This window comes from Paracoccus sp. NIOT.M2S5SZ12 (assembly GCF_057748165.1).
Genome location: NZ_JBYLFR010000013.1, coordinates 1 through 20,236, shown reverse-complemented (window position 1 = coordinate 20,236; position 20,236 = coordinate 1). Strand labels below are relative to the sequence as shown.

24 protein-coding genes are annotated in these 20,236 nt (G+C 67.2%); all 24 read left to right on the top strand.

Going from position 1 to position 20,236, the window contains the following annotated elements:
* Window positions 1-9 precede the first annotated feature (9 nt).
* The 24 genes from AC2SGK_RS12645 (at window position 10) to AC2SGK_RS12530 (ending at window position 20,053) form a co-directional block, all read left to right on the top strand.
* Entirely contained in the window at window positions 10-360 is a 351-nt protein-coding gene (locus AC2SGK_RS12645; protein ID WP_411836719.1) for a hypothetical protein, read from the top strand.
* Window positions 357-701 carry a DUF2730 family protein gene (locus AC2SGK_RS12640; protein WP_411836718.1) on the top strand — a complete coding sequence of 115 codons (345 nt, stop codon included), beginning with the start codon at window positions 357-359 and terminating at the stop codon, window positions 699-701. Before AC2SGK_RS12645 ends, AC2SGK_RS12640 begins: the two co-directional genes overlap by 4 nt.
* The gene (locus AC2SGK_RS12635; RefSeq protein WP_488323884.1) at window positions 698-994 is read left to right on the top strand and encodes a VpaChn25_0724 family phage protein; all 297 of its coding nucleotides are present in this window, start codon (window positions 698-700) and stop codon (window positions 992-994) included. The genes AC2SGK_RS12640 and AC2SGK_RS12635 overlap by 4 nt, the downstream gene beginning before the upstream one ends.
* A 1-nt stretch (window position 995) precedes the next feature.
* A complete protein-coding gene (locus AC2SGK_RS12630) occupies window positions 996-1,535 on the top strand; it encodes a phage protein Gp27 family protein (RefSeq protein ID WP_411836716.1) in 540 nt (179 codons plus the stop codon).
* Window positions 1,535-1,732 carry a hypothetical protein gene (locus AC2SGK_RS12625; RefSeq protein ID WP_411836715.1) on the top strand — a complete coding sequence of 66 codons (198 nt, stop codon included), beginning with the start codon at window positions 1,535-1,537 and terminating at the stop codon, window positions 1,730-1,732. Before AC2SGK_RS12630 ends, AC2SGK_RS12625 begins: the two co-directional genes overlap by 1 nt.
* A complete protein-coding gene (locus tag AC2SGK_RS12620) occupies window positions 1,729-3,150 on the top strand; it encodes a terminase large subunit domain-containing protein (RefSeq protein ID WP_488323883.1) in 1,422 nt (473 codons plus the stop codon). Before AC2SGK_RS12625 ends, AC2SGK_RS12620 begins: the two co-directional genes overlap by 4 nt.
* Window positions 3,150-4,712, top strand: a complete 1,563-nt coding sequence (locus AC2SGK_RS12615) for a DUF935 domain-containing protein (protein WP_488323882.1) — start codon at window positions 3,150-3,152, stop codon at window positions 4,710-4,712. Before AC2SGK_RS12620 ends, AC2SGK_RS12615 begins: the two co-directional genes overlap by 1 nt.
* A 2-nt stretch (window positions 4,713-4,714) precedes the next feature.
* On the top strand, window positions 4,715-6,013 hold the full coding sequence (locus tag AC2SGK_RS12610) for a phage head morphogenesis protein (RefSeq protein ID WP_488323881.1): 1,299 nt from the start codon (window positions 4,715-4,717) through the stop codon (window positions 6,011-6,013).
* A complete protein-coding gene (locus tag AC2SGK_RS12605; RefSeq protein ID WP_488323880.1) occupies window positions 6,006-6,194 on the top strand; it encodes a hypothetical protein in 189 nt (62 codons plus the stop codon). The genes AC2SGK_RS12610 and AC2SGK_RS12605 overlap by 8 nt, the downstream gene beginning before the upstream one ends.
* 170 nt (window positions 6,195-6,364) lie before the next feature.
* Entirely contained in the window at window positions 6,365-7,375 is a 1,011-nt protein-coding gene (locus tag AC2SGK_RS12600; protein ID WP_488323879.1) for a phage protease, read from the top strand.
* A gap of 3 nt (window positions 7,376-7,378) precedes the next feature.
* Window positions 7,379-7,780, top strand: coding sequence for a hypothetical protein (locus AC2SGK_RS12595; RefSeq protein ID WP_488323878.1), 402 nt, complete (start codon window positions 7,379-7,381; stop codon window positions 7,778-7,780).
* 14 nt (window positions 7,781-7,794) lie between these two features.
* The gene (locus tag AC2SGK_RS12590) at window positions 7,795-8,694 is read left to right on the top strand and encodes a Mu-like prophage major head subunit gpT family protein (RefSeq protein WP_488323877.1); all 900 of its coding nucleotides are present in this window, start codon (window positions 7,795-7,797) and stop codon (window positions 8,692-8,694) included.
* A 64-nt stretch (window positions 8,695-8,758) separates the two neighbouring features.
* On the top strand, window positions 8,759-9,172 hold the full coding sequence (locus tag AC2SGK_RS12585) for an HI1506-related protein (protein WP_488323876.1): 414 nt from the start codon (window positions 8,759-8,761) through the stop codon (window positions 9,170-9,172).
* A gap of 2 nt (window positions 9,173-9,174) precedes the next feature.
* Window positions 9,175-9,600, top strand: a complete 426-nt coding sequence (locus AC2SGK_RS12580) for a gp436 family protein (RefSeq protein ID WP_488323875.1) — start codon at window positions 9,175-9,177, stop codon at window positions 9,598-9,600.
* A 3-nt stretch (window positions 9,601-9,603) separates the two neighbouring features.
* Entirely contained in the window at window positions 9,604-10,113 is a 510-nt protein-coding gene (locus tag AC2SGK_RS12575) for a phage virion morphogenesis protein (RefSeq protein WP_488323874.1), read from the top strand.
* Window positions 10,113-10,556 carry a phage tail terminator protein gene (locus tag AC2SGK_RS12570; RefSeq protein ID WP_488323873.1) on the top strand — a complete coding sequence of 148 codons (444 nt, stop codon included), beginning with the start codon at window positions 10,113-10,115 and terminating at the stop codon, window positions 10,554-10,556. The genes AC2SGK_RS12575 and AC2SGK_RS12570 overlap by 1 nt, the downstream gene beginning before the upstream one ends.
* A 12-nt stretch (window positions 10,557-10,568) precedes the next feature.
* Window positions 10,569-11,498, top strand: coding sequence for a phage tail tube protein (locus tag AC2SGK_RS12565; RefSeq protein ID WP_488323872.1), 930 nt, complete (start codon window positions 10,569-10,571; stop codon window positions 11,496-11,498).
* Window positions 11,499-11,518: 20 nt separating this feature from the next.
* Entirely contained in the window at window positions 11,519-11,866 is a 348-nt protein-coding gene (locus AC2SGK_RS12560; RefSeq protein ID WP_488323871.1) for a hypothetical protein, read from the top strand.
* Window positions 11,867-11,943: 77 nt separating this feature from the next.
* A complete protein-coding gene (locus AC2SGK_RS12555) occupies window positions 11,944-12,231 on the top strand; it encodes a DUF1799 domain-containing protein (protein ID WP_488323870.1) in 288 nt (95 codons plus the stop codon).
* A complete protein-coding gene (locus tag AC2SGK_RS12550) occupies window positions 12,228-15,356 on the top strand; it encodes a phage tail tape measure C-terminal domain-containing protein (RefSeq protein ID WP_488323869.1) in 3,129 nt (1,042 codons plus the stop codon). The genes AC2SGK_RS12555 and AC2SGK_RS12550 overlap by 4 nt, the downstream gene beginning before the upstream one ends.
* Window positions 15,353-15,769 (top strand): hypothetical protein, encoded by a 417-nt coding sequence (locus tag AC2SGK_RS12545; protein ID WP_488323868.1) that lies wholly within the window; start codon window positions 15,353-15,355, stop codon window positions 15,767-15,769. Before AC2SGK_RS12550 ends, AC2SGK_RS12545 begins: the two co-directional genes overlap by 4 nt.
* A 23-nt stretch (window positions 15,770-15,792) precedes the next feature.
* Window positions 15,793-16,290: a hypothetical protein gene (locus AC2SGK_RS12540; RefSeq protein ID WP_488323867.1), complete on the top strand. Its 498-nt coding sequence runs from the start codon at window positions 15,793-15,795 to the stop codon at window positions 16,288-16,290.
* Window positions 16,287-16,742: an NlpC/P60 family protein gene (locus tag AC2SGK_RS12535; protein WP_488323866.1), complete on the top strand. Its 456-nt coding sequence runs from the start codon at window positions 16,287-16,289 to the stop codon at window positions 16,740-16,742. The genes AC2SGK_RS12540 and AC2SGK_RS12535 overlap by 4 nt, the downstream gene beginning before the upstream one ends.
* The gene (locus tag AC2SGK_RS12530) at window positions 16,739-20,053 is read left to right on the top strand and encodes a TipJ family phage tail tip protein (protein WP_488323865.1); all 3,315 of its coding nucleotides are present in this window, start codon (window positions 16,739-16,741) and stop codon (window positions 20,051-20,053) included. Before AC2SGK_RS12535 ends, AC2SGK_RS12530 begins: the two co-directional genes overlap by 4 nt.
* The last annotated feature ends 183 nt before the right edge of the window (window positions 20,054-20,236 follow it).

The window sequence follows — 20,236 nt, the reverse complement described above, 5'->3', positions numbered from 1 at the left end:
GTATTTCAGATGGACGCATTGCTCGCCGAAATTTCCGCCGCCGTGATCCCCGCGCTCGTCGCGCTGTTCGGCACCCTGCTGACCATCATCCTGAATGGCGCAGCAAAGGCCGCCCGCGAGCGTTGGGGCATCGAGATCGAGAGCCGCCACCGCGAGGCGCTGCACTCGGCCGTCATGTCCGGCCTCATGGCGGCGCTGGCCCGCGGGCTGCCCCCCGCCATGGCCGTGAACGCTGCCATCGATCATGTCGAGACCAGTGTGCCCGACGCTTTGGCGAAGCTGGCGCCGGGACCGGGTGTCCTGCGGTCGATCGTCGAGGCGAAACTTCGGGCCGCGGGCGCGGGGGCCGCGGAGCAATGAACTTCACCTTCGATCTGACCATCACCCTTGGCCTGATTGCGACCTTGGCCCTCGCGATCCTTGGGGCTTGGCGCATGCGCAACAAGACGGTCGATGCGCGGATCGACGGATGCGGGGAGCGCCTTGATCGCCAGGAGCAGCGCATCCACTCGGTCGAGCAGGCCCTTCAGAGCCTTCCACGCAAGGAGGACCTGCACAGCCTCTCACTGTCTCTTTCGGACATGAGAGGCGAAATGCGCGAGATCCGCGCCTCGGTCCAGGGCCAATCCCAGATCATGTCGCGGCTTGAGGCGGTCGTGAGCCGCCAGGAAGACCATCTGATGCGTGGAGGCAAGTCATGAGCTATGCGGAGGATGTCAGCCGCCACCGGCGCCTCGCGGTGCTGCGTCACTTGGCCGATGTGCCAGAATACGTCTCCAATGCGTCGATCCTCCAGGATGTCCTGGCCAAGCTGGGGCTGCCGCTTTCGTTCGACGCGCTGGTGACCGAGCTGGCCTGGCTGCGCGAGCAGGGCTTTGTCGATTGCGATCCGTCCGCCCCCTTCATCGTGGTCACCGCCTCCCGGCGCGGCGTCGATCTGGCGCGTGGTCTGGCGACCCACCCCGGCGTGCAACGCCCCCGCCCGAGGATCTAACATGCCCCCGCCCCGGAAGGTCGACCAGCTGCCCCCGGAGATCCGGGCTTGGCTGCAGGACACGCTGCGGGAGCGCGGCTTCGCAGATTACATCGCCGTCACTGAGGAGCTGAACGACAAGCTGGCAGAGGCCGGCAAGGTCGTGACCTTCCACCATGCGACGGTGCATCGCTTCAGCCAGGAATACCGTGCTTTCGTGAAGACCCAGGAGACCGCCAGCGCCTGGGCGCAGGAATGGATGACCGAGAACGGCCTGGAGGAGGAGGCCAAGCGCCACAACGTCCTGTTCCAGATGGTCACCGCCCTGGCCTTCAAGGCCATGGAGGCCAAGATGGAGAAGGACGGCGACGAGATCGACCCCAAGGAGCTGCATTTCATCGGCCGCATGCTGAAGGACATCATGGCCTCGGCCGGGATCCGGCAGTCGATGATGGCGGCAGAGCGCAAGGCGCAGGCCGAGCGCCTTGAGGCGGCGGTCGTGTCGGGCGACATCGACGCCGAGGCTGCCGAGAAGGCCCGGCGCATCATGGGCTTTTCGTGATGGCCTCATCGCGCCAGATCGTCAACGACCTGCGCGCGCAGGCCGCGGCGCTGGACGGACGCCATGTCCAGGGCAGCATGATGGACGGCGCCTGTCGCAGCATGCGCCGTGGCGCGGATGAGATCGAGCGGCTGCTGGATGACCTGACCTATCTGCGCGGCTTTGCCGAACTGGTCCGCGAGGAGGATCGCGCATGAGCCTGCCCTTTGCGCCGGTCGTGAAGTTCCTACCCTATCAGCAGCGCTGGATCCAGGACGAGAGCCGCTTCAAGATCGGCATGTTCAGCCGCCAGACCGGCAAGACCTTCACCACGGGGGGCGAATGCGCCGATGACTGCTTTCGCGGTTGGGCCGAGGATCGCCGCGCGCGCTGGGTGATCCTGTCGCGCGGCGAGAGGCAGGCGGCCGAGATGATGACCGAGGTCATCAAGCCGTTCACCAAGGCGCTCTACGAGGTCTACAATACCGTCCTGAAGGGGGGCGAGCCGACCTTTTCCGAAGGAGAGTTCCGCGCGCCCCAGGAGAAGGGGCCGGACGCGGTCTACAAGGCGCTGGAGGTCGCGTTCCCGAATGGCAGCCGCATCACCGCGCTGCCTGCGAACCCCGATACCGCCCGCGGCTTCAGCGCCAACGTCATCCTGGACGAGTTCGCCTTTCACGCCAAATCGCGCGACATCTGGGCTGCGCTGTTCCCCGTCATCTCGAAGGGCCGTCAGAAACTGCGGGTCATCTCGACCCCCAACGGCAAGGGCAACAAGTTCTACGAGCTGATGACTGCCGAGGGCAGCGTCTGGTCGCGCCATGTCGTGGACATCTATCAGGCGGTGGCCGAGGGCCTGGAGCGCGATGTGGACATGCTGCGCCAGGGCATGGCCGATGAGGATGCCTGGGCGCAGGAATACGAGCTGAAATGGCTGGATGAGGCATCGGCCTGGCTGGACTATGACCTGATCTCGGGCATCGAGCATGACGAGGCGGGCAAGCCCGGTCTCTACAAGGGCGGCATGTGCTTTGTCGGCGTCGATATCGCGGCGCGCAACGACCTCTTCGTGATCTGGGTGATGGAGCTGGTCGGCGATGTGCTGTGGACGCGCGAGATCATCGCGCGCCGCAGGATCAGCTTTGCCGAGCAGGACGCGCTGCTGGCGGAAGTGATGCGGCGATACCGCGTCGTGCGGCTGCGCATTGACCAGACCGGTATGGGCGAGAAGCCGGTCGAGGATGCCAAGCGTCGGCATGGCGAGGATCGGGTCGAGGGCGTCCTGTTCTCGGCTGCGGTAAAGCTGGATATCGCGACCAGCCTCAAGGAGAAGGCGCAGGACCGCCGCATGCGCATTCCCGCCGGTGATCCGGTTCTGCGGGCCGACCTGCACTCGATCAAGTCGCAGGTCGGTCTGACCGGCACGCGACGACTGATCGCCGATGGTGACAGTGATGGCCATGCCGACCGGTTCTGGGCCGGCGCTTTGGCCGTGTCCGCGGCCGACATGGGCGAGAGCAGCTACGAATATCAGGGCGTGCCGGGCGCGCGGTCGCGCTGGGCCGCGCCCGATCGGGACGATAACGAGGAAGACGCCCCCGGCAGCCGCTGGGGCAATGGCGAAGGAGCATGGTGATGGCGGTTCTGGATCAGTTCGGGCGGCCGATGCAGCGGATCCCCGAGACGGAACTGCTGGAGCGGCAGGCCGTGCCCGCGTTGGGATCTGTGCGCCAGATCCAGACGGGCCACCCTGCAGATGGCCTGGCGCCTGTGCGTCTTGCCTCGATCCTGCGCGAAGCGGAGACGGGGGATGCGACGGCCTATCTGGAACTGGCCGAGCAGATGGAAGAGAAGGACCTGCATTATTCCGCCGTGCTGGGCGTCAGGAAGCGGGCCATCCGGTCCCTGGAAATCCATGTCGAGCCGGGCGATGAGAGCGGGGCCGCGGCCGATCTGGCCGAGATGACCCGGACGGCGCTGAACTCCGCCGGGGTCCGGACGTCGCTGATCGACATGATGAACGCCCTGGGAAAGGGCTATTCCGTCTGCGAGATCGTCTGGGAGCGCCAGGGCAAGCAGCTCGCGATCGCCGATCTCGATTGGGTCGATCCGCGTTGGTTCGAGTTCGATCGAGACAACGGTCGCCATCTCTATCTGCGCGACAATGCCGGTCCGCAGCCGCTGCGGCCCGACAGCTATGTGATCCACATGGCCAAGGCGAAATCCGGCCTTCCGATCCGGGGCGGTCTGGCGCGACTTGCCGCCTGGGCCTTCATGTTCAAGAACTTCACCGTCAAGGACTGGGCCATCTTCTGCGAGGCCTATGGGCATCCACTTCGCTTGGGCAAGTATGACAGCTCGGCCACGCCGGCCGACCGCCAGACCCTGCTGCGCGCAGTCCGGCAGATCGGCGTCGACATGGCGGCCATCGTGCCGAAGTCGATGGAGGTCGACATCGTGGCGGCCACAGCCACCGGTGCCGAGAAGCTCTATGAGGGCAAGAGCCGCTGGTGGGACGAGCAGCTTTCGAAGGGCATCCTGGGACAGGTAGCCACCACGGATGCCATCGCGGGCGGGCACGCAGTGGGCAAGATCCACGAGAACGTGCGCGACGATATTCGGGACGCCGATGCCGAACAGCTGGCCGCAACCCTGCAGCGTGACATCGCCGGGGCGATCCGGCGGGTCAGCTTCCCCGCCGGACAGGCCATTCCTCTGCCCAACATCCGCTTCGAGAGGCCCGAGACCGTCGATGCGGACAGGCTGCTGAAGCTGATCGAGCGCCGTCCGCCCGGCCTGCGGATCGCCACGGCCGATGTCTATCGCGCCTTCAACCTGCGCATCCCGGAAGATGGGGAAGAGGTGCTGGGTGACGCGCCCCCGGCCGCGCCGCCTATCTCCCTGTCCGAGCCGGAGCCTGTGGTCCGGATTGCCGCGTCGGCCGTCCCGCAGCAGGCCGCCGACAGCGTCGATGGGCTGATCGATCAGCTGATCGCCGAGGGTGACATGCAGCAGGCCGTCGAGGGCGAACTGGGGGCGATGCTGGAGGCCCTGCGCAAGGCATCGAGCCTGGACGAGGTCCGGGACATTCTGGACGCCTTCGATCAGGGCGGGCCGGGCCAGATGCGCGAGCTGCTGGGCCGTGCCACCCTGGCCGCGCGCCTGGCGGGTGAAGTCGGCGCCGGGATCAGGGACTGATCATGGCGCGCATCGAGCTGGCCCCGCTGCCCCATCGTGAGGCGATCGAATACCTGCGCTCCAAGGGCTATGCCCACGAGCTGCAGCGCTTTCATCACCTGGACCACTTTCGCGAGGAGCATGCGCGCAACTGGGTCGTGGCCAAGGCGATGCGGGACGACGTCACCCGCGCGATCCGCGCCGAGGTCGAGAAGACCCTGGAGGAAGGCCGCACCCTGACGCAGTTCCAGCAGTCCCTTGCGCCGCGGTTGGTCGAGATGGGCTGGTGGGGAAAGGGCCTGATGGAGGATCCCGTCACCGGCGAAATGGAGGAGGTCCAGCTGGGTTCGATGCACCGCCTGCGGACCATCTTCGACACGAACATGCGCACGTCCCACGCCGCCGGCCATTGGGCGGCGATCTGGCGCACCCGGCAGGCATTCCCCTATCTGGAATATGTCCAGATCGAGCGGCGCACCAAGCGGCACGATCATGCGCGGTTTCACGGCAAGATCTGGCGCGTCGATGATCCGGTTTGGCAGCGCATCTATCCCCCCAACGGCTATTTCTGCGGCTGCACCGTGATCCAGCGAACCGAGGGCTGGATGCGCCGCAATGGCCGCCAGGTCGATGCCCCGCTGGATCTGGACGAGGTCGCGTGGACGAACAAGCGCTCAGGCGAGATCTCGGACGTGCCGAGAGGCATCACGCCCGGCTTCGACACCAACCCCGGGGCGGTCTGGCTGGACGGTCGCGCCGCCTGGGACCGGGTCGCGGCCGATCTGCCGCAGGAGCGTCGGAGCGCGGAGTATGGCTTGATCGAGGGGCTGCGACTGCGCGGCATGATCGACGGCCGCGAAGGCCTGTTGATGGTCGATGGCAGCTCACAGCCGGTGCAGTGGTGGCGGGCCGATCTATCACGGCCGGACTTCGTTTCGATGACGGATCTGGCCCCGACGGAGCTGCCGAGCTTTCTGCACAACCACCTCACCGATGCCAGCCTGTCCTCCCAGGACATCATGACCCTCTTCGACACGGCAGGTCAGGCGATCACTGCCGTCACGCCAGGCGGGAGCATGTGGCGGGCAGCGCGCATTCCGGGAGGCGCATTGAGCCCGTCTCTCATCGTGATGCGCGATCGCTTGTCTGACCATTGGGACGAGCTGAAGGCTACGGAGCATGGAGCCGAGATCTTCATGCATGCCCGGATGCTCTATCTTGAGAAGCGGGGCCTGGTCACCTATTCTTGGCACATGTCGGAGCGCGTGCGTCAGATCATGGACGCCAATGCGGATCTGATCGCGAGGTTGAGCGATGGCTGATTTCTTTATGCGAGCTGAGCCTGATCTGTTCGATGCGGACGCATGGATGGCGTTTCTGGCCGAGTATCGGAACGACCCCCCGTCCAGCTTCCGCGACATGGTGATTGCCGACGCCGAGGCGCATCTGCGCGCTCTTGGCGTTGACCCCCAAAAAATCGCCGCTGAGGCCCCTTCCGCCTGATGACGGGCGTGGGGCGGCGAAAAGGCGTTGATGGCCTTTTTGAACGCGCTCCGGGCGATTTGAACGCGGTTCCGTTCCGGTCCTGATCCACCCGCCGCGATCCCGCGCCGATCCGGCCCCCGGACTGCATCCCCCCGCCGCTTTTTCCCTGGTCATGGCACAGCGGGTCCATGACCAACCTGATCCGAAATATGTGCGCCCTTGCGGCGCTGTCCGCCGAGCCCCCGGCCGAGATCGAGCTGCTGCCGGTCGGCGCATTCCGCCTGGGCGATGCCCGGTCGCGGCTGTCGCTGCGGACCGATGACCCTGCGGACCTGATTCAGCGCAGCCTCGCTTCGGCCGCCGGTGGGGTGTTGCCGATCGATTTCGACCACCGCAGCTTTGCCAAGCAGGGCGAACAGGACAGCCGCGCGGCCGGCTGGATCACCGCCCTGCGCGTCGAGGGCAGCCGGATCATGGCATCGGTCGAATGGACCGCAGAGGGCGCCGCCGCGATCCAGGGGCGCAGCTATCGTTTCCTCTCGCCGGTCTTCAAGAACACGCCCGATGGTCGGGTCGTGCTGATCGAAGGCGCCGGGCTGGTCAACGCGCCGGCCCTTCCGCAACTTCGTCAACTTGCCTCCAAGGAACATGACATGGACCCGATCGAGCAGATCGCGGGCGTGCTCGGCATTGCCGCCGACAAGCCCGAAGACATCGTGGCGCGCGTCACCGCGCTCGCCACGGCCGAGACCCAGCTGGCCTCCATCAAAGCGGCCGCTGGCGTCAGCGGCGATGACGCAGCCACGCAGATCTGCAGCAAGCTGACCGCCACCAAGCCCGACCCGGCCCAGTTCGTGCCGATGTCGGCCTTCCAGGATGTGCAGACCCAGCTGGCCTCGCTGCAATCCGATCTGGCCAGCGGCAAGGCCGAGGCCGCGCTGGAGCGCGCGCGCGACGCGGGCAAGCTGACGCCCGCGATGGAGGGCTGGGCCACCCAGCTTGCCTCGAAGGATCTGGGCGAGTTCGAGGCCTGGGCCGCCGCCGCGCCCGTGGTCGTCGCCCTGGGCGAACGCCAGCTGGCCGGCCGCGAGCCGCCCGCGGCCAAGTCCGACAAGCTGACCCCAGTCGAACGCCAGATGGCATCCGCGCTGGGCGTCTCCGAGGAAGCCTTCCTCGCCACCCGCAACAAGGAGGCCTGATCCATGGCTGCTCTGACCAAGAATTCCGGCCGGACCCGCGTGGGTGATGGCCGCCGGTTCGCCGACCCGCTGGCGGCCGATGTCCGGATCTTCACCGGCGCCCTGGTCGCGCTGAACGCGCAGGGGCAGGCCCTGCCGGCCGCGCCCAATGCCGCCCGGATCCGCGGGGTCGCCCTGCACGAGGCCGACAACACCGACGGCGCGGCCGGCGATGCCACCGTCGAGACCGAGCGCGGCCCCTTCCTGTTTGCCAACGATGGCAACGTCACCCGCGCCCATATCGGCGGGAATGTCGTCGTCGTCGATGACAACACCGTCGCCCCGCCGCCGGGCAGCGGGACGCCGCTGGTCGCGGGCAAGTGCCTGGACGTCACGCCTGCCGGCGTCGTCGTCGAAATCCTCTGACCCGGAGTTCCGAGATGGACATCAACCGCGCATCCCTTCTGGCCCTGAACACGGCCTTCACGACCGCCTTCAACACCCGTTTGACGGGGGTCGAGACCACCTATGGGCGCATCGCCATGACGGTGCCCTCGACCACGCGCAACCAGACCTATCCCAAGCTGTCCGAACTGGGGCCGATGCGGGAATGGATCGGCGAACGCCATATCGAGCGTCTGGAAAAGGACGGCTTCACGATCACGAACCGCAAGTTCGAGAAGACGGTGGCCGTTTCGGTCGACGACATCAGCGACGACCAGATCGGTCTCTACACCCCGATCATCCAGGACATGGCCCAGGTCGCGGCCGAGCTGCCCGACGATCTGGTCTGGGAGCGCCTGGAGCAGGGCTTCACGACCGAGCACTATGACGGCCAGATGTTCTTCGACACCGACCACCCGGTCGTGGGCGAGAATGGCAACGAGGTCTCGGTCTCGAACTTTCAGGGCGGGTCGGGCGCGGCCTGGTATCTGATCGACGACAGCCGCGCGATCAAGCCGATGATCTTCCAGGACCGCGAGGCAGCCCGCATCACGGCCAAGACGAACCTGAACGACGACAACGTCTTCCACAATGACGAGTTCATCTGGGGTGCGAAGCGGCGCTGCGCCTCGGGCTTTGGCGCGTGGCAGCTGATCTATGCCAGCCGCCAGCCGCTGACGGCCGACAGCTATGAGGCGGCGCGGGCCGCCATGGGGGCGATGCGCGGACACAAGGGCCGCAAGCTGAACCTGCGCCCCCGCCTGCTGGTCGTGCCCTCGACCCTGGAGGGCGCGGGCCGCGAGATCCTGATGGCCGAGCGCAACGCTGCCGGTGCCACCAACGTCTGGCGCAACTCGGCCGATCTGCATGTCGAGAATCGTCTGACGCTGATCTGAGGCGGTCATCTTCCCGTGGGGGCGCGAGCTGCGCCCCCATTGATGAGCTGACAGGAGGCCCACCATGGCACGCAAGCCCGCGAAACCCACCGCCGCCCCCGAGGGCGATCAGACCGAAACCGACGCTACCAAGGTGGCGCAGGATGCGACGACCGAACAGGTCCAGGCCGAGGCGACGGCGGACGCCGGGCACGATGACGACCAGACCGTCTCGTCCGAAGAGAGTTCGGATGCCGCCGCCCAGGCCGGGTTGCCCGATGCGCCCAGCCCGGCAGGTATCGATGACGAACAGGAAATCGTCCGCGAGAGCGAGGCTGCCCTCATGGTCATCTGTCATCGCGCGGGCGGGCGCCGCCGCGCCGGACGCCGCTGGCCCGAGGGCGAGACCCCCGTGCATGCCGATGAGCTGACCGCCTATGAGCTGGCGCTGCTGCAGGGTGATCCGCAGTTCACCGTCGCCGTGATCGAGCGGGGCTGAACATGTATGCGACCGTGGCGCAGCTGAAGGCGGTGATCACCCCCCGTGACCTCGAACTCCTGACGGATTTCGAGCGCGGGGGGGCGCCGTCGGGTGCGCGCTTGGAACAGGCGCTGGCCGATGCCACCGCCGAGATCAACAGCCATATCGGCAAGGTGGTCACCCTGCCGATGGCAGAGCCGCCGCACATCCTGACCGTCCTGTGCCGCGATCTGGCCATGCACCGGCTGTATGTGAACCTGGGCCACGACATGACCGCCTATCAGCATCTGCGCAAGGCGGCGCTGGAGACGCTGAAGAGCATCGCGCGTGGCGAGACCGCCATCGGCGATGACGGCGACGGCCCCGGCAACCTGACCTCGCCCGGCGTGGCGATGACGGACGGCCCCGAGCGCCTGTTCACCCGCGACCGGCTGCGGGGGTATTGAGCCATGGGCGGCGTCACGATCCGGTTTGCCCTGGATGACCTGCCCGTCGTGGCCGCGCTGGACCGTGCGACGATGGAGGGCAAGGACCTGTTTCCGCTGATGGATGCGATCGGTCGCGTCCTGGTCAACGGCGCCCGCGAGCGGATCGCCGTGACCAACGAGACCCCCGACGGCGTGGCATGGCTCAAAAGCCTGCGCGCCAAGGAACAGGGCACGCCGACCCTCTTTGACAGCGGGCGGCTGATGAACTCGATCACGGCACTGCCCGAGGAGCGGCAGGTCACCGTCGGCAGCAACCTGATCTATGCCGCCGTCCACCAGGTGGGCGCCACCATCCGGCCGGTCACCGCCAAGGCGCTGTTCTTCACCTTGGCCAATGGCAGTGCCGTCACCGCAGGCGCAGTCACGATCCCGGCGCGGCCCTATCTGGGCATCTCGGCCGAGGAAGAGGCTGACATCGGCGATATGACCGTCGCCTTCTTCGACGACCTGCTGTCGGGGCGGCCGCAATGATGCATCTGGACACCATCGCCGTGGCCGAACACTTGGCTGCTGCCATGCCCCAGTTCGTCCGGGTCGATCAGGCACGCGACCTGGCCACCGCCACCAGAGAGACGATCCGGTTTCCATCCGCCTGGATCGTCCTGCTGGCCGAGACCGCGACCGAAGCCCGCTACGCCTCGGATGATGCCGTCGAACAGGCGGTGACCGCGCGGATCGGCGTCATCATGGCCGTGCGCGATCTGGCCGATCGGACCGGGGCACGGGCCAGCGAGGATCTGGGCGCCATCCGGCAGGGGGTGCTGCTGACCCTGGGACGGCACGTTCCGCCCGGCGCCGACCAGGCCTTCCGCTTTGCCCGGGGCCAGCTGCTCAGCGGCGTGGACAGCCGCGGTGGGCTGTTCTGGCAGGACGAATTCACGCTGCGCTTTGACCGGCGCATTCAGATCACCTGAAAGGAGACCACCATGGCCCGCTATGCGCAGCGCCTGATCCGAGAGAAGCTGGAGGTCACGCCCGGCACCGCCGTCGTCACCGCCCCCGCCGACGCGCTGATGGCGCGCAATGTCACCATCCGTAACCTTGAGGCCGAATATCAGGCCCAGGATTTCGCGATCGGCATCGAAGGCGCCCAGGGCGAGGACATCTTCAACATCCATTCCGGCGCCGAATACGACATCGAGGCCGCGCCCCCCACCGCCCCAGGGCAGCCGCCGCTCTATGCGCATCTGCTGCAGTCCAGCGGCTTTGCCTTGACCGATGACGGTGGCGACAGCGTCTTCACCCCCCTCGACGAAAGCGCGGTCATTCCGACCACCACCCTGCAGCTGCGCAATGGCGCGCTGATGCAGGCCGTGGCCGGCTGCCGGGGTGCCGTGTCCTTCACGGCCGAGACCGGCCGCAAGCCCTTCTTCCGCTTCAACCGGCGCGGCCGCTATGGCGCCCCGGTCCCCTTCGTGGCCGAAGCGCATGACTTCGGCGACTGGCCGCGCGCCCTGACCTGCACCCCCGAGACCATGTTCGCCCATACCCTGGGCGGGGTCACGCTGCCGGTCCGCAGCTTCACCTGGACCGATGGTCGCCAGCCGCGCGTCGACACCTACATGAACCTGGAGGGCACCACCCTGGGGCCGCGCCGGGTCACCGGGTCGATGACGGTGAAATGGCCCGCCCTGGCCGCCAAAGACATCCTGGCTAACATCCGCGACGGCGTCACCGAACCGCTGGTCTGGACCCTGGGCCGCGAGACCGGAAAGACCCTGACCATCAGCGCGCCGCAGGTGCAGATCAAGTTCGCCGGCGAGCAGGACATCGAGGGCGATCTGGGCGTCACGCTGGACCTGGTCTTCCTGCCCACCGGCGCGGGCAATGACGATATCGAGATCCGCTTCTCCTGACCGCACAAGGACCATTTCGCATGTTCACCTATACCGACCGCTTCACCTTCGACTGGCCCGTCCGCGTCAAGCTGCCCTCGGGCGGCAATGACGAGGTCCATGAGTTCACCGGCACCTTCATGCTGCCGGCGGACGAGATGGAGATATTCGAGCCGCGCAAGGCCGAGGACATGGCCGAAATGGTCACCTTCGCCCGCGAGCGCCTGTCGAAATACTGGGTCGGCTGGAGCGGCATCGCGGTCGAGAACGGGGGCGATCTGCCCTTCAGCGAGGCCAACCGCGAGAAGCTGTTGCGCCAGCGGGCAATCCGCATCGCCGTCGATCAGGCGCTGACCGAAGCGGTGCTGGGGATCCGCGAAAAAAACTGATCCGCGCCGCCCAGGCCATCTGGGGCGGCGCTGCGATCGGCGAGGCCCTGGTCTCGGACCTGATGGCTGAAGGCGGGTTGACCCGCAAGCAGGCCGTGACCACCGCGCGGCGGATGATGGGGCTGGAGGATCAGGTAATCACCCTGCCTGCCGCCGAGCGACCGCTGATCCGGCTGGTGCTGGCCTCGGCGGGGCAGTGGCGGATGGGACCGGCAGGTCTGGGCGGCATGCGACCCATCGCCCTTGATCTGGTCGCGGTGGATGTCGCGGCCCGCTGGCTGGGCATCACACCAGATGCCCGCCTGTTCGACGGTCTGGCGATCATCGAGCGCGAAGCCCTGAAGCAAATGAGGACCGAACCATGAGCACTGATCTTCGCGCCCGCCTGACGGTCACGGCCGATGCCAGCGCGCTGGTGGCCGAAATGCGCCGGGGCAGCGAAGGCCTGCGCGAGATCCGCCGTGAGACCGAAGCCGCCTCGGCCGCCGCAGCCCAGGCGGCGACTGAACAGGGCCGCATGGCCGAGCGGCTTGGCCGGACCTTCAACAACTTCAACGCCGCGCCGCGGTCAGCGCGCGACAGCTTCGGCGCGTTCGAGGCGGCGCGAGAGTTCCAGGCATTCGAGCAGGAGCAGGCCGCCAGCGCGGCCCGCGCCTATCGCGTGCTGGAGGAGAGCCTGAACCCGGTCATCCGCGCACAGCGCGAACTGGCTGATGCACAAGCGGTGGTCGCCGCAGCGCTGGCTTCGGGTGACGTGACGAACACGGCCGCCGCGCGCTCGCTCCAGCAGCTGGAGGACCGCTATCAGTCGTTCGTTCGTGCCCACAATCCTGCGGTGCAGAGCGCCCAGGCCATGGAGCGCGCGATTGAGGCCGAAGAGGCCGCCATCCGGCAGTTGACCATCGCGGTCGATCCGGCCGCGCGGGCGGCGCTGGAAATGACGCAGGCGCAGGATCAACTGACCCGTGGCGTCCGCATGAACATTATCACCCAGGAGGAGGCCACCCGCGTGATGGGCCTGCTGGAGGCCCGTCAGAAGGCGATCGGCGCCAGCGGTGTGACCATGGGCATGGGGGTGCAGAACGCCAGCTTTCAGCTTGCCGATTTCGCCGTTCAGGTGCAGGCTGGGCAGTCGGCATCGCTGGCCCTGGCCCAGCAGCTTCCGCAGCTCTTGGGCGGCTTCGGCGTCCTGGGTGCGGTGCTGGGCGCCGTGGTCGCGGTCGGGACGCCGCTGATCGCAATGCTGTTCAAGACCGGAGATGCCGCTAAGGCAGCAGACGAACGCATCAATGCACTGGATGCCGCGCTACAGAGGGTCAGTGACTCGCTCGAGCTGCTGCGAGATGAAGAGCTGTCCCAGAAGTTTGGCAATCTGACAGATTCGACACGGGAGGCTACCGAAGCACTCCTCAAGCTTGATCGGGCCGCGCAACTGAAGACGCTTCGGTCCAGCCTCGATGGCGCACTCTCAGCTCGGGATCCGGGATATTTAGCACGGTTCGGTGCTGCGCTGCTAACCCCCGGCAGTGCCGTCAACGGCGAGAGCGCAGCAGACGTTCAGTCGCGGCTAAATGAGCGCCGATTCGGAGACTATGGCTCAGCCATGTCGTTCACCGAATTCGATGAGCGGCGCACACGCATTGATGAGAGCCTTGGGAGCGGCAATGCGAAGGCCGCGATCGAGGAAATCAACGGCCTTATCTTGGCGCTGACGGATAACGGCGGCATCCCGGAAGTGAATACCCAACTTCAAGGACTGCTGGACGAGCTCCGGGGGATTGCAGAGAAGGCAGCAGAGGTCGAGGCGCAGTTCAACGGGACCGCTCAGGCCGCCGAGTTCTGGTCGACCCTTGTCGAGGGCGTTCAAGGGCATTTCAAGGCGGCCGTCGACCGCGCGCGCGAGCTGCGGGCTGAAGGCGAGGATCGCATTCGCGTCGCGCAGGACGAGCTGTCGCTGAACCAGGTGATCGCCCGGTTTGGGGCCGACAGCCAGCAGGCCGAAACCGAACGGGCGCGCGTCGCCCGCGAGGCCTATGAGATCGAGCTGGAGCGCGCCGGCATCATGGGGGACCAGCGCGACCGTCTGATGGAGATCCACGACCAGAATGTCGCCGTCACGGCTGCCACCGCTTCATGGGCGGGCGCTATGGCTGATGTCCGCGCAGAGGCGGGTGGCATCGTGACCAACCTTGGCGCGGCCATGGCGCAGTTGAACCAGGTGGTCGCGGGCATGCAGGGCGCGCAGCGTCAAGCTATCGCCACCGCACGCATCCGCATGGAGACGGTCGGCGATCCGGAGGGGCGTGCTGCTCATCTGGCCCGGCAACAGTATCTCGAAGAAAGCGGCAGCGCGGCCTATGCCGCGATCCGCGGCGGCAACCCTGCCATGCTGGGCGCCATCAATGGCCAAGCCGGGATGATCGCGGACGGCGCGCGCGAATTGGCCGCGATTGAGGAGCAGGTTGCAGCCGCAGAAGCCGCCTATCGCGAGAGCCAGCGCGACGCTGCCAGAACCGGATCGACCGGCGGGGCCGCAGGCGCAGGCGGGCGCGGACGATCCGCAGCATCTGCCGGCGCGTCCATCACGGCCGAGCTGGCCCGCCTTGCGCCATCCTATGAGGCGGATGTGGCCGCAGCGGAGGCCTGGCGGGAGAAGGCACTGGAGCAGCTGAACGCCACGCGCGGAGGCTACGCGCAATTCGCCGAGGACGTCGAGCGCATCTATCAGGAGCGCCTGTCGAAAGCCTATGAGGACGATCTGAAGCGCCGCGACGACTGGAACGCCGGAGTCGAGCGCGGGCTGCTGGATGTCCAGGACAAGATGCTGTCCTGGGCCGATGTCTCGGAGAGCCTTGTGACCGGATGGGCGAAGGGTGCCGAGGACGCTTTCGTCCGCTTTGGGCAGAGCGGCAAGGCGAGCATGCAGGACCTGGTGGACTTCACCATAGAGCAGTTTCTCCGCCTCAGCTATCAGCAGACCATTTCCCCGGCCATCAATGCCTTTGCGAACTGGGCCACCAACGCCCTTGGCAGCGCCTTCGGCATGCCTATGCCGGGTGCTGGCGGAGCCGCCCCGATCAGCACCAACCACACGGGATCGCCGGGCGTGATGCGCAGCTACGGCCTCAACGGCTTTGGCGACCGTATGCGCGCCGATGAGAAGCTGGCCATGGTCCGGGATGGCGAGGAGATCATGACCTCGCGGGCCTTGGAAAATGCCGGCGCGCTGATCTCGAACCTGTCCGCCATGGCCTCGAAGTCGCAGCAGCCCGTGGTGATGGGCCAGGGTGGAAGCGGGCCGATGACCGTCATCGTCAAGGACTATTCTGGAGGGGCCCAGGCAGAGGAAGGCACAGACAGCCGCGGCAACCCGACCCTGACCATGACCATCGGCCGCCAGATGGCCGCCGCTGCCGGCCAGCCGGGCAACCCGTTCGGCCGGGCCTTCGAGGCGCGCTATGGCGTGCGCAAGCAGGGGATCGCCCGATGATCGACTGGCCCGAGACCCTGACCCGGTTCGAGCGTCCCGGCTGGCAGGTCCAGCCCCAGGAGACGCGCATCCGCCGGCCGAATGAGGCAGGCCCGCCCAGCTATCGCCGCCGGTTTTCCTCGGTCGCGCGCGGCGTGGCGCTGTCGCTGGTGCTAACGCGGAACGAGAAGGCGATCTTCGATCAGTTCTATGAGGTCACCTGCGCCCATGGCACCCGCGAGTTCCGCATGCCCGATCCGACGACGAATGGCTGGAAGCTGCTGTCCAGTGACGGCATCCCCCTGCTGAATGGGGCGACCAACCTGCTTCTGTCCGAACGCTGGCTTTGCGTCTTCGGCGACCCGCCCCCGACCGAGACCATCGTGGGCGACCTGCGGTTTCGGAAGACCTTCAACGTCTGGGTGCTGCCATGAGGCGGATTTCGATGAACGCGCGAATGGCGCAGGAGGACCTGACCACCGATGAGGTCTATGTCGCCCTGTTCCGCATCGACCATCCCAGCCTAGCTGCACCGATCCGCCTGTCAACCGACCCAACCGAACGGCTGGCCGAAGACCCGGTCATCTATGGCACGCGCTCTGCCTGGGCAGGCGCGAACCCGCTGCTGGAGCCCCATCTGTGGGCCATCGCCGACGCGATCCTGCCGAGCGATCTGGAGGATGCCCCGGCCACCGCGCAGATCGCCATCGAGGCGCTGGATCACGCCATCATCGAGACTGTGCGCAGCATCACCAGCCCGCCCACGATCCGCATGGCAGTGGTGCTGGCCTCGACCCCGGATGTCGTCGAGGCCGAATGGTCGAACCTGCTGATCACGACCGTCGATGCGGATGCGGGCGAGATAATCCTGACCATCAGCCGCGAGGAGATCGAGAACGAGTTCTTCCCGGCCGGGCGCATGAGCCGCGACCGTTTCCCGGGGCTGCACCTGTGAGCTGGTCTAACCGCTTCGTCGGCATCCCCTACGAGGAGTTCGGCCGCAGCCGCGCGGGCTGTGATTGCTACGGCCTGGCATGCATCATCTATCATGAGGAGCTGGGCATCAGCCTGCCGGATTATCTGGGCAGCTACAGCTCGGCCGACGAGCATGCCGAGATCGCGGCGCTCATCGCTGGAGAGGAGGCATCCCCCCTTTGGGTGCCTGTTTCCGGGACGGCGCTGGCCTTCGACATCGCGGTCTTCCGGCGCGGCCGGCTGTCCAGCCATGTCGGCATCGTCATCCGCCACGGACTGATGATCCACATGCAGGAGGAGGATTGCGCCAAGCTGGCCGACTATCGCAGCGGCCCCTGGGCGCATCGCTTGCAGGGCCATTGGCGCCACTGTTCAAGCCCCCTTCAAGCCGCCGCGCAGCCGGTCCAGATCATCACCGAGGCCCGCCCATGACCCCCACCATCCCCGTTCTGGCCGCCCCGCATTTCGACCCCGGTGCGGGGCGGGTCGAGATGCAGTGCAGCGCGGGCATGTCGATCGCCGAGATCCTTGACAGCACCCTGCCGGCCATTGACTCGACCGAGCGGCGCAGCTGCCGGGTCACGCTGGTGACGGATCGTGGTGCCGAGGTCATTCCCGAGGCGCTCTGGAGCCGCGTCCGGCCGCGTCCGGGCGTGCGGGTCGTGGTCCGGGTGATCGCGGGCAAAGGCGCGATCAAGGCGGTGCTGTCCATCGCCATCGCCGTGGCAGCCTTCGCCATCGGGACGATGTTCGGGGCGCCGTTCGCCGCGGCCCTCGGCCTGTCGGGAAAGTTCGGGGTCGCTATCGGGACCGCACTGCTTTCCACCGGCGTCACGTTGGTCGGGAACCTGCTGCTGTCCGCGCTGATCCCGCCGGTGAAGCCCGAAAGCCGTGACGTCCAAGCCCGCTATTCCATCGCTGGCTGGCAGAATCGCCTGGACCCGGACGGCGCGGTGCCGGTCGTCATGGGGCGGCATCGCTACGCGCCCCCCTTCGCGTGCTTCAGCCATTCCGAGATCGTCGGCGACGAGCAATACATCCGTGCCGTCTTCTGCCTGGGTGAAGGCCCGCTGCAGATCAGCGACCTCCGCATCGGCGAGACCTCGATCGATGAGTTCGAGGACGTGCAGGTCGAAATCCGCGACGGCCGCGCCACCGATCTGCCGCAGACGATCATCACGCGACAGATCCTGGAGGAGGCCGTAGGCGTCGAGCTGGTCCGCCCTCTGCCGCGCGACAGCGCCGGAGAGGTCATGCCGGGCGGCGGCGAGGAGAAGCCGATGGTGCGCACGACAGGCGGCGATGCCTTGGGCGCGTCGATCATCCTGTCGTTTCCGGGTGGCCTTGTCCGCTTCAACGATGAGGGCGATCAGCGCCATGAGAGCGTCAGCATCAAGATCGAGCAGCGGCGGATCGATGCAGAGGAATGGCAGCTGGTCACAACGCTGGAGATCCGCGCCAAGAAGCTGGAGATGTTCTATCGCCAGCACAGCTGGACCTTCCCGTCGCGTGGCCGCTGGCAGATCCGGCTTACGATGATGACCGACGAGACAACCGATAGCAAAGTCCAGCGCCGCGCGACCTGGGCAGCCCTGCAGACCCACCGTCCGGAATACCCTCTGAACTATCGCCGCCCGCTGGCGCTGGTCGCGATCCGGGCGCGGGCCACCCACCAGCTGTCCGGCAACCTCGACAGCTTCAACGCCATCGCGCAGGCGCTGTGCCTGGATTACGACCACACCTCCGGCCAGTGGGTCGAGCGGGCCACGTCCAACCCGGCCGCCCTGTTCCGTCACGCCCTGCAGAGCCCGTCGAACCCGCGCCCCGCCACCACGGCCGAGCTGGACCTGGATCAGCTGGAGGACTGGCACGATTTCTGCCGCATCAAGGGACTGCAATACGACCGGGTGCTGGACCAAGCCGGCACCACCCTGCGCGAGATCCTGACCGAGATCGCGGTGGCCGGCCGCGCATCGCCCCGTCATGATGGCCTCAAATGGGGCGTGGTCATCGACCGCCCCGCCGACCTGGTGGTCGATCACGTCGGCCCGCGCAACAGCTGGTCCTTCTCGACCACCCGCACTTATGTCCGCCCGCCCCATGCCTTCCGGGTCAAGTTCCTGGACCGAACCAATGACTGGAAGCCTGCTGAACGGCTGGTCCGCTGGCCGGGCTACGGCGGCCCGATCATCGAGACCGAAGCGCTGGAAATGCCTGGCAAGACCGACCCGGCCGAGGTCTGGCGCGAGGCGCGCCGCCGCATGTATGAGGTCATCCATCGCCCCGACCGCCACCAGGTGACGCAGGATGGACCGGCCCGGGTGGCCACGCGCGGCGATACCGTGGCCCTCAGCCACCGGATCCTGGACAAGGTCCAGACGGCGACCCGTATCCGTGCCGTGGCGGGCGCGCAGATCCATCTGGAGGATCCAGTCACCTTGGCGCCGGGCGACAGCCACGCGATCCGGTTCCGGGTCTTTTCCGGCCCCGACGACAGCATCGGCACCTCGGTCGTCAGGCCCGTCGCGGCGGAGCCGGGCGAGACCGACGTGCTGCTGCTCGACGGTTCCGGACCGGCGCCGCAGGCTGGCGACCCGGTCTATTTTGGGCGCGAAAGCCTTGAGACCTTCAGCTGTGTCGTCACCGGCGTCGAGGCGGCCCAGGACATGGCTTCAATCCTGCACCTGGTGGACGCCGCCCCCCAGATCGACAGCCTGCTGGAGCAGGACACAATCCCTGCCTGGTCGGGCCGCGTGGGAGCCGAGGTCAACGAAAGCCTGCTGGCCCCGGCCGCGCCGCGCTTCACCTCGATCACCGCCGAACCGACCATCGCCGGATCGGTCAGCTATCTGATCGAACCCGGCCCGAGCCCGGTCAGCGCCGAGGCGTTCTCGATCGAGCATCGCCCCGAGGGCGCAGGCAGCTGGACCGTGGTCCAGATCCCGGCCGCCAATGGGGGCGGCGTCATCACTGGCTATGCCAACGGGGCGTCGATCCAGATGCGCGCCCGGGCCATATCGTCGGCTGGCGTCGCGGGTGCCTATGGCGCGACGATCCCGCTGATCGTCGGGGCGCAGGGAACGCAAATCCCCGCGGCCCTCGATCCCGAGGCGATTCGAATATCGACCCGGCTTGGAGGGGCCATCGTCGAGGTCGCAACCGGGTCTGACCCCGCGACCGAGCGCCTGCAGGTCTATCGGTCCCGGACCCCGGTGCTGGACCGCAACCTTCACCGGGTCCGCACGCCGGTGACCGTCCAGCCGCTGCAGACCGTCTCGATCCCGGTGGGGGACACCAGCCGCCAGAGCCTTCTTACCGGAACATGGACATTGGACAGCGGTTGGACGCGCAGTGGCGAGACCCTGTTCCACACGGCTGGCACCACGGACGTGGCGTCGCAGCCGATGACGACTATCGCGGGGCGCTGGTATCGAGTCGGCCTGCGCATCGCCGATCGCAGCGATGGCAACCTCAGCCCGCGCCTTGCCGGCGGCACCTTGGTCACGGGGCCGGTCCTCAATTCCAACGGTCGCCAGACCGCGCGACTGCAGGCGGCCGAAGGCAACACCAGCTTCCAGCTGTTCGCGGGCAGCCTGTTCGACGGCGCGGTCTCCGAAATCACCGTCTACCTGGAGACCGCCGCGACCCTTGCCGCCGGACTGCACTATCTCTGGGTCGAGCCGCAGAACCGTGATGGCGTTCCCGGCCCCGTAGCAGGCCCGTTCGTCATAGACGTGATCTGATCCATCGGACCGCATCCCCCCGCCACCGGGTCGCGCGCGCGCGTAACGCTCACCTCGCCTGCAGCAAGGAGAGACCCGAATGGCCGGAGTTGGCACGAATAACCTTCCCGTCGCCACGATCATTGATGATCTGCTTGGCAATGCGGGGGGTAACACCCGGCGCATCCCGATCGACCGCCTGGT